Origin of the sequence: Pseudomonas umsongensis, assembly GCF_012647205.1 — a bacterium.
GTDB lineage: Bacteria > Pseudomonadota > Gammaproteobacteria > Pseudomonadales > Pseudomonadaceae > Aquipseudomonas > Aquipseudomonas umsongensis.
The window spans coordinates 6169674-6181834 of sequence record NZ_CP051487.1 but is presented as its reverse complement, the minus strand read 5'-3'; the positions used below and the strand labels follow the sequence as shown (position 1 = coordinate 6181834).

10 protein-coding genes are annotated in these 12161 nt (G+C 62.3%); 3 read left to right on the top strand and 7 right to left on the bottom strand.

Going from position 1 to position 12161, the window contains the following annotated elements; translation table 11 throughout:
* Positions 1 to 9 precede the first annotated feature (9 nt).
* Positions 10 to 4314 carry a DEAD/DEAH box helicase gene (locus HGP31_RS27995; protein ID WP_168759019.1) on the bottom strand — a complete coding sequence of 1435 codons (4305 nt, stop codon included), beginning with the start codon at positions 4312 to 4314 and terminating at the stop codon, positions 10 to 12.
* 306 nt (positions 4315 to 4620) lie between these two features.
* Here HGP31_RS27995 and HGP31_RS27990 point away from each other — a divergent pair, with 306 nt between their 5' ends.
* Positions 4621 to 5505 (top strand): sugar nucleotide-binding protein, encoded by an 885-nt coding sequence (locus HGP31_RS27990; protein WP_033043465.1) that lies wholly within the window; start codon positions 4621 to 4623, stop codon positions 5503 to 5505.
* Positions 5498 to 6427 (top strand): NAD-dependent epimerase/dehydratase family protein, encoded by a 930-nt coding sequence (locus HGP31_RS27985; RefSeq protein WP_168759018.1) that lies wholly within the window; start codon positions 5498 to 5500, stop codon positions 6425 to 6427. The genes HGP31_RS27990 and HGP31_RS27985 overlap by 8 nt, the downstream gene beginning before the upstream one ends.
* A gap of 160 nt (positions 6428 to 6587) precedes the next feature.
* On the opposite strand, the gene HGP31_RS27980 is transcribed toward HGP31_RS27985, so the two are convergent.
* The 5 genes from HGP31_RS27980 to HGP31_RS27960 all read right to left on the bottom strand — a co-directional run bounded on the left by HGP31_RS27980 (position 6588) and on the right by HGP31_RS27960 (position 10656).
* On the bottom strand, positions 6588 to 7286 hold the full coding sequence (locus tag HGP31_RS27980) for an OmpW/AlkL family protein (RefSeq protein ID WP_020796267.1): 699 nt from the start codon (positions 7284 to 7286) through the stop codon (positions 6588 to 6590).
* Positions 7287 to 7430: 144 nt separating this feature from the next.
* On the bottom strand, positions 7431 to 7946 hold the full coding sequence (locus HGP31_RS27975; RefSeq protein WP_020796268.1) for a DUF3299 domain-containing protein: 516 nt from the start codon (positions 7944 to 7946) through the stop codon (positions 7431 to 7433).
* 10 nt (positions 7947 to 7956) lie between these two features.
* A complete protein-coding gene (locus HGP31_RS27970) occupies positions 7957 to 9222 on the bottom strand; it encodes an ABC transporter permease (protein WP_110755050.1) in 1266 nt (421 codons plus the stop codon).
* 1 nt (position 9223) lies between these two features.
* A complete protein-coding gene (locus HGP31_RS27965; RefSeq protein ID WP_033043467.1) occupies positions 9224 to 9934 on the bottom strand; it encodes an ABC transporter ATP-binding protein in 711 nt (236 codons plus the stop codon).
* 137 nt (positions 9935 to 10071) lie between these two features.
* Positions 10072 to 10656, bottom strand: coding sequence for a DUF2796 domain-containing protein (locus HGP31_RS27960; RefSeq protein ID WP_168759017.1), 585 nt, complete (start codon positions 10654 to 10656; stop codon positions 10072 to 10074).
* Positions 10657 to 10792: 136 nt separating this feature from the next.
* Between HGP31_RS27960 and HGP31_RS27955 the strand changes: the two genes are divergently transcribed.
* On the top strand, positions 10793 to 11131 hold the full coding sequence (locus HGP31_RS27955; RefSeq protein ID WP_020796272.1) for a hypothetical protein: 339 nt from the start codon (positions 10793 to 10795) through the stop codon (positions 11129 to 11131).
* A 107-nt stretch (positions 11132 to 11238) separates the two neighbouring features.
* Here HGP31_RS27955 and trxA read toward each other — a convergent pair whose 3' ends face one another.
* The gene (gene trxA / locus HGP31_RS27950) at positions 11239 to 12111 is read right to left on the bottom strand and encodes a thioredoxin (RefSeq protein WP_008065763.1); all 873 of its coding nucleotides are present in this window, start codon (positions 12109 to 12111) and stop codon (positions 11239 to 11241) included.
* Between the last annotated feature and the right edge of the window lie 50 nt (positions 12112 to 12161).

Sequence of the window (12161 nt, the reverse complement as noted above, 5' to 3'; positions counted from 1 at the left end):
GAGACAACATCAATGCCGGATAAGCTTGCTCTGCACTTCAGCCATAGCCCGTTGATCCAGCTCCAGCCAAAAACACGGCTTGCCAGCGATCTGCGCAGCCACCGGCAAACCATCGCGATACACCAGTCGATTACTCGCCAGCGCCGGCACTTTCGCACCGGGCAGCAGGGTGCCGGCGAGGTTCAGCGGATCGACCCCGCAGACTGCGATCAAGCTGCCGTCGTGGGGTCGTCGCCGTACTTCGCGCAGCAGTGGAATAGCCTCCGGCAGTGCGAACTGTTCACCCGCCAATCCACTGACAAAACGCCCGCCCCGAATCTCGCCCCGCGCTTCCAGCCGATGGAAGGTGCGCAGCAATTCCCGCCAGCTCGGCAGCCAATCGGCCTCACGTTCGAGCAATCGCCAGAACACCACACCGTAGCGGCGCAACAAGGTCATGGCGATGTGTTCCAGGGTCTCTGCGGGTGTTGGCGTCGGTCGCGGATTATCCACCACTGGCGCGGCAGTCCCACGACGCAACAGTGCCCAGCGCCCGGCATCGTCCATGCCGCCGATAAAGGCCCCGCGCCCGCGCCGGCTACTACGCTGCTGGCGCTTGCTGGCCGGGGTGATCAGTGCGCGCAGGCCGGCAAAGCTGTCGGCGTTGACCAACCCGGCACCGACCAGTTCCTGCAGGGCGATTTCCAGTTCCGTGCGCAACAGGTGGGCTTCATGAATCAGCTCATCGAAAAACAGCGCGCCGTGCTGGCTGAGGGCGGCGTGAACCTTCTGTGTCTTGGGCGACAGTTCGCCGACCGGCGTCTGTTCGGTCAAGTCGCTCCAGAGACCGACCCGCTGACGCGGCAACAACACGATCGGCGTACTGCGCAGCGCGGTGCCGGTGCTGCGGTTGCGTGCGGTCAACCGGGTCCAGACCAGCTTGCCGCTACGGCAGGCATCATCGAGCCAGGTGGGCGAATAGTCCTTGAGCCTCGCGGGCAGCAGGTCGCTGTCCCAGGCCGAAGCTGCAGCGGGGTAGCCTTCGAACTGAGCACTGATGGCCGATAACATCGAGCTGCCCTGGCCTCGGGTGGCGTTGGACAGGTGCTGCCAGTCGAACAGAAATCGCATGAAATCCTGCAAGGCCACGGGCTCGATTTCCCGGCGCAGGCGCTTGACCGTATAGCGGTGAATCCGTGCCAGCAGGTGTCGCTCGCACCACTCATCTTCAGTGCTGCCCGGAGTGAACCGGCCGCGCAGCACGTAGCCTTCGTGTTCGAGTAGCGCCAGCGCCCGAGTGACGTGTGTCGCTGGCAATTGGAGCGGCTCGGCGATCGCCTGCAGCGGCAATGGACCAAACGCGCTGAGCCGTGCGCGAATCACTTCAAGCACCGCGTCGTCCACTTCCCAGTGCTCATCGAACCCCGGCAACGCTTCCAGCGCTGGCATCAAGACAGCCTGTGGATAAATGGCCCGCAGGCAGGTCAGTCGTTCCCGCGCCAACCAAAGTGAATGGCTGATGCGGCAGGCGCGGCCGCTGTCGGCCAGGGTGTCCAGCCAATCGAGCCATGGGGCGTTGGCGCTGGCCTCGGCCTCGGTGATGCACGCCAGGCTCATCAACGCCTCGTGCATTTCATCCACACCGCTGGGTGTCGGCCAGGCTTCTTCGCGCACGGCAGCAATCGCCTCGACATCCAACGCACCAAGGTCATCGGTTGATTCTGGCTCGCTCCAGCGTCGATTGATAACGGCTTGTGTGCGGCGCTCTTCCAGTGGCGCGTCGTCAAGAAAAGTGTATGGCCGGGCGCTGAGTATTTCCGCCGCCAGCGGCGAGGGTGCCGGCAGGTCTCGGCTGATCAGGCGGACCTCACCGCGCTCCATGCGCCGCAACAGCGCCAGCCAGCCTTCACTGTCCATGGCGTCGTGCAGGCAATCATCGAGGGTTTGTTCCACCAGCGGATGGTCGGGGACTTCCCGTTCGCCGACCAGGTTTTCCACGCAGGCAATCTGATCGGGAAACACGCTGGCGATCAGGTCTTCACTTTTCATGCGCTGGATCTGCGGCGCGACCTTGCGCCCGCCGGTATAGCGCGGCAACGCCAGTGCCACGCCGGCATTCCAGCGCCAGCGCACACCGAACAGCGGCGCGTCGAGCACGGCCTGGATCAGAATGTGTTGCGCGCTGTTGCTGTGCAGATAGCGCCAGACCTCATCGAGTTCAAAGCTGTGGCTGGTGGACAACGACAAGACGATGGCGTCCTCGCTGGCGGCCGCCTGCAATTCGAAATTGAAGGTGCGGCAAAAACGCTTGCGTAGGGCCAAGCCCCACGCGCGATTGATGCGGCTGCCGAACGGGCTGTGGATGATCAGTTGCGTGCCGCCCGACTCATCGAAAAACCGCTCCATCAGCAGCGTGTCTTGGGAGGGCAGGGCGCCGAGGGACTGGCGCGCACGGGCGAGGTATTCGACCAGTTGTTCGGCGCTGGCCAGGTTCAGGCCGAGGTTGTCGGTCAACCAATCGAGGCTTGGCTGCAAATTGCCCGGCGTGGCGCCCAAGAGCTCATCGAGTCGGGCCTGCAGGCGCGCTACGGCAAACGACAGTTCAGCACTGCGCCCCGGGGCTTCGCCAAGCCAGAACGGGATCGTCGGCGGCTGGCCCTGAGCGTCTTCGACCCGGACCTTGCCGGTTTCGACCCGCAGGATCCGGTACGAGGTATTGCCCAACTGGAACACATCGCCAGCGATGCTCTCCACGGCGAAATCTTCGTTGACGCTGCCGATATTCAGCGCTTGCGGCTCCAGCAATACGGCGTAGTCGGCGTTGTCCGGAATCGTCCCGCCGCTGGTCACGGCCGTCAGTTTGGCGCCGCGACGACCACGCAGGGTACGGTTCACGGCGTCGCGGTGCAGATAGGCGCTGCGAATACCCTGACGCCCGTTGTAACCCTCGGCAAGCATGCGCAGCAGCGCCTGATAATGTTTTTCGTCGAGCGCGGCATAGGGCGAGGCCTGCCGGAACAACGCCAGCAAGGCGTCCTCTGGCCATTCCTGGCAACTGACTTCGGCGATGATCTGTTGCGCCAGGACATCCAGCGGTGCCTCGGGGATCAGCAGGGTGTCGAGCTCGCCCCGGCGCACGCAGTCGAGCAGCGCGACGCATTCAATCAGGTCGTCGCGGGTGGTCGCGAACAAACGACCCTTAGGCGTGCCGCCGACCTGGTGTCCGGAGCGTCCAACCCTTTGCAAAAAGCCGGCAATCGAGCGCGGCGAGGCGATCTGGCACACCAGGTCGACGTCGCCAATGTCGATGCCCAATTCCAGCGACGCGGTGGCGATCAACACTTGCAGCTCGCCGCGCTTGAGCCGCTGTTCGGCGTCCAGGCGAAACTCCTTGGCCAGGCTGCCGTGGTGGGCGGCCACGGCGTCCTTGCCCAAGCGTTCGCTCAGGTGCCGACTCAGGCGTTCGGCCAGGCGCCGCGTATTGACGAACACCAGCGTAGTGCGGTGCTCGCGGGCCAGGGCGGCCAGACAGTCATAGACCAGTTCCCAGACATCGTTCGCCATCACCGCCGACAGCGGCACGGGTGGAACCTCGATGCCCAGATCTCGTGGGCGGGCATGGCCGATGTCGATGATTTCGCAGTCCCGATCGCGGCCGACCAGAAAGCGCGATACCGCTTCTATGGGTTTTTGCGTGGCCGACAGGCCGATGCGCACCAGCGGTTCGGCGCACAACGCCTGCAAGCGTTCCAGGCTCAGGGCCAGGTGGCTGCCGCGCTTGCTGGCGGCGATGGCGTGGATTTCGTCGACGATCACCGTGCGTGCGGTGCCGAGCATTTTTCGGCCTGAGTCGGAGCCGAGCAGCACGTACAGCGATTCCGGGGTGGTGACCAGAATGTGCGGCGCGGTCTTGCGCATCGCCGAGCGGTCTTTTTGCGGTGTATCGCCGGTGCGCACGGCGGTGCTGATGCGCAACTCGGGCAGGCCCATCACCCTCAACTGTTCGCTGATACCGGCCAACGGGTTTTGCAGGTTGATCTGGATGTCGTTGGACAGCGCCTTGAGCGGCGAAACGTAGACCACCAGGGTTTCGTCAGGCAAGCCTTCGAGGGTTTCCAGGCCACGGTGGACCAGGTCGTCGATCACGGCGAGGAAGGCGGTGAGGGTCTTGCCGGAACCCGTGGGTGCGGCAATCAGGGTCGAGCGGCGCTGGCGGATCAGCGGCCACGCCCGGGCCTGGGCGGCGGTGACCGTCGCGAAAGTCTTGCTGAACCAGGCGCTGACGGCGGGGTGGAAGCCGGCCAAGGCACTGTCGACGGGGATGGGCAGGTTCATGGTCTGATTTATGCGGGTGACTCAGTGAAGATGCAAGTACCGCTCAAGACCTTTGCTGGCCTTTAGGGCCCCTTCGCGAGCAGGCTCGCTCCCACATTGGGCCGGTGTACACAATTTCATTGTGGGAGCGAGCCTGCTCGCGAAGAGGCCAGTAGCTGCACTACAAATCCCGGACATCTACACTTTACGGATGACGGTTGCGCACTAAACCCGCAAAATGCAACGATTCCGGCAACTATCGACGACATTGCCCGCGGGCGCCGTCGATTAAGCCATCGTTCCAATCAGACTGGGCCTGCTGACTCTATGCGAATGCGCCTTATGTTACTGGGCGGCGGAAATGCCCTTGGGCAGGCGCTGATTCGCCTCGGTGCGGAGGAAGACATCGGTTTCCTCGCCCCCCGCCCACCTCAAGACGGCTGGGATGCCGCGAGCCTGACGCAACTGCTCGACGACACCCGTCCGGACGCGTTGATCAACCTCGCCTACTACTTTGACTGGTTCCAGGCGGAGGCGGTCAGCGAACAGCGCCTGGCCGGGCAGGAGCGGGCGATCGAGCGCCTGGCCGAACTGTGCCAGCATCACAACATCGTCTTGCTGCAACCCTCGAGTTATCGCGTGTTCGACGGCTCCCGGGCGACAGCCTACAGCGAAAAAGACGAGCCGCAGCCGCTGGGCCTGCGTGGCCAGGCGTTGTGGCGAATCGAACAAAGCGTGCGCGCCACCTGCCCGCAACACGTGCTGTTGCGTTTCGGTTGGCTGCTCGATGACAGTCCCGACGGCACCCTCGGGCGCTTCCTCAGCCGCGCCGAGCAGTCACAGGAGCTGTTGATGGCCGACGATCGCCGTGGCAATCCGACACCGGTGGACGACGCGGCCCGCGTGATCATTTCGGTGCTCAAGCAACTGGACTGTGGCGCGCCGCTTTGGGGCACCTACCACTACGCCGGGCATGAGGCGACCACGCCACTAGCCTTGGGGCAGGCGATTCTCACCGAAGCACGCGCCCTGCATCCGCTGGCCGTCGAAGCTCCGACCGCCCAGGCTCACGCCGCGCGACCGGACGCCGCCGAAGAACCGCAGCACGCGGTACTGGCCTGCAAGAAAATTCTGCACACCTTCGGAATCAAGCCGCGCGCCTGGCGTGCGGCCCTTCCGGGTCTTTTGGACAGGTTCTATCGTCATGGCTGATCGCCCCGTTTTGATTACCGGAGGGGCCGGTTTCATCGGCTCCCATCTCACCGATGCCTTGCTCGCCAAGGGCTATTCGGTTCGGATTCTCGATGATCTGTCTTCCGGTAAACGCAGCAACCTGCCGCTGGACAATCCCAAGGTCAAGCTGATTGTCGGCGACGTGGCCGATGCCGCCCTGGTCGCCCGTGCGATGGCCGGTTGCGGTGCCGTGGCGCACCTGGCGGCAGTGGCATCGGTACAGGCGTCGGTGGACGATCCGGTGAAGACCCACCAGAGCAACTTCATCGGCTCGCTAAATGTTTGCGAAGCCATGCGCCAGTCCGGGGTCAAGCGCGTGCTTTTTGCCTCCAGTGCCGCGGTGTATGGCAACAATGGCGAAGGCGAGTCGATCGGTGAAGACACGCCCAAGGCACCGTTGACGCCCTACGCATCGGACAAGCTGGCGAGCGAGCAATACTTCGATTTCTACCGGCGCGAGCATGGGCTGGAACCGGTGATTTTTCGCTTCTTCAACATCTTCGGCCCGCGCCAGGATCCGTCCTCGCCGTATTCCGGGGTGATCAGCATTTTCAGCGAGCGCGCACAGAAAGGCCTGCCGATCACCGTGTTTGGCGACGGTGAGCAAACGCGGGATTTTCTCTACGTCGAAGACCTGGTCGATTTGCTGGTGCAGGCTATCGAGAAACCCCAGGTGGAAGACGGCGCGGTAAACGTCGGCTGGAACCAGGCGACGAGTCTCAAGCAAATGCTTGCAGCCCTCGAGGTGGTCGTTGGCAAGCTGCCCCCGGTGAGCTACGCCCCGGCACGCTCCGGCGATATTCGTCATTCACGGGCCAACAACCAGCGTTTGCTGGAACGCTTCAGAGCGCCCGAGCCGACGCCGTTGAGTGTCGGGTTGGCGCGGTTGCTGGGACAATAGAAAAAGGCGCCGGTTGAGGCGCCTTTTTTGTTGCCGATCGTTCTCACGCTCTGCTTGGGAATGCCTCAATGGACGCTCTGCGTCTGCTCTTGGGACGCGGAGCGTCCCTGGCTGCATCCCACGCTGAGCGGGGGAACGATCATCACCACCACGTGAATGTTTAGAACTTGTAACCCAGGCCGACCATGTAGATAAACGGATCCGCATCCACGTTCACCCGTGCCCGGGTGCCCGGCGCGATGGCGTTGTTTTCCACGGTCGCACGCGTGTCGATGTCGATGTAGCGCATCTGCGCGTTGAACAGGATGTTGTCAGTCAGCATGTAATCGGCACCTACCTGCCAGGCCACGCCCCAGGAGTTTTCGGTCTTGAAGTTGCTGAAACCATTGGCGCGCGCTTCGCTGCTCAGGTGTTCGTCATACATCCAGGTGTAGTTGACGCCTGCACCGACATAGGGCTGGAACGCGGACTTGGGGTCGAGCGGGTAGTACACCAGGCTCAAGGTCGGCGGCAGTTGATTAAAACTGCCGAGTTTGCCGTTGGCTGCGCTCAGGGCAGTGCCCTTGAGTTTTACGTCATGCTCGAACGGCGTGGCCGCCAGCAATTCGATGCCAAGGTGATCGGTGATCATATAGGCGAAGTTAAGGCCCAGTTGTGTGTCGCTGCTCAGCGTCGCCTCGCCGCCCAGGTCGGCACCGCTCAATGGGCCCTGATCGACCTTGACGCTGGAACTGTCGGTATTCGGATCGACGGTGATCGCGCCTGCACGCAAGAGGATGTCGCCTTTTTCGTGAGCGTGGGCGAGCGGGGCCGCGAGCGCGAGGGCAAACAGCGAGGCGCCGAGCAAGGACTTGTTCATGGGGGCTCCAGAGGACGTTAAAAATGTTCGATGTCCAATGGTAAGTCGGCTAACGATTTGGTCTTTTGATGCAGCTCAATGAAAGTGAGATGAGATTGTTTTTTGGGGAACCTGTGAGGGCCTCTTCGCGGGCAAGCCTCGCGCCTATGGCAATTCATACAGGTAAATCTTGTCCGCCTCCATCTGGTAACCGGCATCCGCCAACTCGCTGGTGGACGCTTTTACCTGCAACGCACCTTCGATCCAGTACGGCTGATACAGCTCGTCGAGCTTCACGCCCACTTCGCTTTTGACATGCACGATCTGGTTCGACGGCGGTGGCGGTACGTGAATACAGGCGCCGAAATACGGCACCAGCAGAAACTCCGTGGTGCGACCTTCTTCACTCACTTCCAGCGGCACGATGTAGCCCGGCAAGCGAATGTTCTGCCCGTCGAGGGCCTTGACCACCGGCGCGTTGGGCATGTCCTGCTTCGCGGCCGGTGCCGATTCGGCAGCCAGTGCATCGCTCATCTTCGACAGGTCATGCAGCGGCGTCATGTTCGGCACTTCCGCGGCCGCATCCGGCGGGATCATTTCCGACCAGGTCAGCTCTTTCGGCGCAGCCGCCCACAATGGCAGGGCGACCAGCATCAACAGCGCAAAGACAGCGCGGGGCATTTCAACATCCTCATAAACGAATCGACAGGCCATCGGCCAGGGATTGGCGATAGGCGCGCCAGGCAGGCACGCTGCCCATCAGCAACGCAGCGATCAGGATGCCACCGAGTAGCGTCCATTCATATTCACTTGGCCATGCCAGTGGCAGAAACAGGCCGTAATTGGCTTGCACGTAACCCTGTGCCGCAGCGATGCCGATGTAAAGCAGCGCCACGCCGGCAACCACACCGGCCAGCGCCAAGGCAAACGCTTCCAGTACCAGCAGCGTCGCGACATGCCAAGGTCGCGCACCTACCGAACGCAGGATCGCCATCTCCCGGCGGCGTTCGTTGAGGCTGGTAAGAATCGCCGTGAGCATGCCGATCAACCCGGTCAACACCACGAACAGCGACACCACGAACAAGGCTTTTTCCGCGGTGCTCATCAAGCTCCACAACTCTTGCAGCGCAACGCCCGGCAAGATCGCCAGCATCGGTTCGCCGCGGAATTCGTTGATTTCGCGCTGCAAGGCAAAGGTTGAAATCTTGCTGTTCAGGCCGAGCATGAATGCGGTGATCGCTTGGGGCGTCAGGTCCATGTTGCGCGCCTGATCGGCGCTGATCCGCCCGTTGCCCCGGGCCGGCACACCGTTGTGCCAATCAACGTGAATGGCCTCCATACCGCCGAGGCTGATGTGCAGTGTGCGGTCCACCGGGGTGCCAGTACGCTTGAGAATGCCGACCACGGTGAAGGGCTTGTCGTCATGCTTGACCAGGCTGATCACGGCCACACCGTGGGCCAGCACCAGCTTGTCGCCGAGTTTGTAGTGCAATGCGTCGGCCACTTCGGCACCGAGCACCACTTCGAACGGATCGGTGGCGAAGGCACGGCCATCGGCCAGTTCCAGGTGTTGCTGGCGGCCGTACTGGTAGTGTTCGAAGTACGCCTCGGTGGTGCCCATCACCCGATAACCGCGATGGGAGTCGCCGAGTGACATCGGGATGGCCCACTTCACTTTCGGGTTGTTGGCGAAGTGTTCGAAGCTGTCCCAGCGGATATTGTTGGTGGCGTTGCCGATGCGGAACACTGAGTACAGCAGCAGGTTGACCGAGCCTGAACGTGCGCCGACGATCAGGTCGGTGCCACTGATGGTGCTGGCGAAACTGGCCTTGGCCTCGGTGCGCACCCGTTCCACAGCCAGCAGCAGGCACACCGACAGGGCAATGGCGAACGCGGTGAGGATCGCGGTGAAACGGCGGTTTGCCAGGCTGGCCATGGCTAGACGAAACAGATACATCTCAAACCTCGAAAGACGTGGCGGCGCGATTGAGTTCGGCCAGCGACAGGTGGCGGTCGAACAGCGGCGCCAGGCTCTGGTCATGGCTGACGAACAACAGGCTCGACCCGGCTTCGCGGCATTCGGCGAACAGCAGGCGAATGAAGTTCTCCCGGGCGTCGTAGTCGAGGGCCGAGGTCGGCTCATCGGCGATCACCAGTTCCGGTTGACCGATCAGCGCGCGCGCGGCGGCCACTCGTTGTTGCTGGCCGATGGACAGGGAGTCGGCGCGGCGAGCGAGGATGTTGTCGTCCTTCAAACCCAAATGCGCGAGCAGGGTGGCGGCGGCCTGATCGATGCTGCCGTGGCGCTGTTTTGCCCGCTCGGCGCGCAGTTTGGAGAAGTGGCAGGGCAGTTCGACGTTCTCGCGCACTGACAGAAACGGCAGCAGGTTGAACTGCTGGAAAATGTAGCCGGTGTGATCGACGCGAAAGTGATCGCGGGCGCCGGCAGAGAGTGCCGTCAGCTCCTGGCCGAGCAGGCGAATGCTGCCGCGATCGGGCTTTTGCACACCGCCGAGCAGGCCGAGCAGGGTGGTCTTGCCGCTGCCGCTGGGGCCCTTGAGGAACAGGGTTTCCCCCGGTTCCAGGCGAAACGCCGGGATATCCAGCAATGGCGGATGACCGGGCCAGCTGAAGCCCAGGTCGGACAGTTCGATGAGTGCTTGGGTCATGGCGCCGATTTCATGAATGTTGATTAACCTGTGGGAGCGGGCTTGCTCGCGAAGGGGGGAGTGTCAGTCGACATCTATGTTGCATGACACACTGCCTTCGCGAGCAAGCCCGCTCCCACATTGGTTTTGCAGTGAATTCAGAATTTGAGGGCGGCAGCCTTTGCCGTCACTTCAACCCCTTGCTGCCCGCTCGGGCCGATCAGTTGTACCTGAATTTTCTGGGTCGCCGGGAATGTGTTGAAGATATTCGCCAGGTCCAGGTTTTTCAGCGCAGCGGGTGTAGTGCAGGTGAACTGGTAGCGGGCGTGGATTTCGCTGTGATCGTGGTGATGCTCGTCCTTGGCATCTTTGTCGTGATCGTCGTCGGCGTTCGGCTTGTCACCGAAGAGGGGGCTTTGCAGTTTCTGAGAAGCCACCCCACAACCGGCTGCTGTCGGCAGGTTGAACAGCGTCAAGGGTTTTTCAAGCTGACTGCGGACTGCGGCGACCTTGGCCTTGTCAGCGTCGGTGGCGGCGGCATGCTCGAATCCCACCAGATTCATCGCCGGACTTTCCAGCTCCAGCTCCAGGGTCTGGCCGTCCAGCACCGCGTTCAGGCGCCCGACGCCGTGCTCGTGGGCGCCAAGGCTGCCGTGCTCATGGTCGTGATCATGTTCGTCGGCGGCATGGGCCACAGCCAGCGGCAACATGGCAAACGGCAGGGCGAGAAGCAGGCGGCGCATGGCGAGTCTCCGAAAGACAAGATAAAAAAAATGTTATGTAATCTTATAACGTTTGTGCGCGGATTGTGACTGCCAGCTTGGCGTTGCACAAGCCCCATGGGAGCATGGGCATGAAGAAATGTTCGGGAGCTGACTCATGTTGCGAATTCGCGGAAACATCGGCGACTGGCCGGTGGATTTGACGCTGGAGATGGATGACGCCGATTGGGCGCGGCTGGGGGCGCAACTGCAGGTAGAAAAAACCGAAGTCAGTGCACCAGCGGCGAAACCGCTGAATCAAGACGATGCGCTGTGGCAGGTTGCCAGGGATTTGCTGCGCAAGGCCGGGCAATTGAGCGGGCCGGACTTGCTCGATCAACTGGAAGGGCTGGCCGGCAGTGCGGCGGCGGGCAAGCGCCTGTTGGTGCGCTTGCGTCATAGTGCGGATGTAAAAGTCGAGAGCGGCGGCGATACGCCGATTTATCGCTGGCTGTAGGAGCGAGCATGCTCGCGATGGACGTAATGCTTGGCGCGTTTCTACAGACAGCACGCGTCATCGTTGACGTCCATCGCGAGCATGCTCGCTCCTACAGGACGGGGCTGTTAATACAGTGCAGCAAAGAGCTTGCGGCGGTAGGTCGTCACTAACGGATGATCGTTACCCAGCAGTTCGAACACCTGCAGCAAGGTCTTGTGCGGCAAACCTTCGCTGTAGCTGCGGTTGCGGATGAACAACTTGAGCAGGCCATCCAGCGCCGCGTCGTACTGCTGGCGCGCCAGTTGTTGCACGGCCAACTGGTAGACCGCTTCATCGTCCTGTGGGTTTTTTGCCAGGCGCGCTTTAAGGTCGGCGGCATCCGGCAAATCCTTGGCCTGGCCGAGGAACTTGATCTGCGCCTTGGCGCCGGCCAGGGCGGCCTTGTGCTCATCGCTCTTGACCGCGTCGAGTACGGCTTGCGCCTCGCCCAGCTCACCGCGCTCGGTGAGGCAGCGGGCGTAAAGAATCAGCGCCTTGGCATTGGTGTTGTCTTCGCCCAGCAGCACTTTTAGCAGAGCTTCCGCATCGGCGAAGCGGCTGTCATCGAACAAGGCCTGGGCCTGTTCGAACGGATCGGCGGCCGCCGGTGGCGGCATTTGTACATGGGGCTCGAGCAGCGCACGCACGGCCGACTCCGGCTGCGCACCGGCAAAACCATCGACCGGCTGGCCATCCTTGAACAGCACCACGGTCGGCAGGCTACGAATACCGAAGCGGGCGACGATGTCCTGTTCGAGGTCGCAGTTGACCTTGGCCAGCAGCAGTTCGCCCTGATAGCTCTCGGCAATGGTCTGCAGCATCGGCATCAGGACCTTGCAGGGGGCACACCATTCGGCCCAGAAATCCACCAGCACCGGTTTGTGAAAGGAGTTCTCGATCACCGACTGGTCGAAATCGGCAGTCGTGGCGTCGAAGATGTACGGCGTTTGCTGACTCATGGGGGATCTCTTGGAAGCGTGAATGTGCTCACTATAAGGGCTGGCGCAAA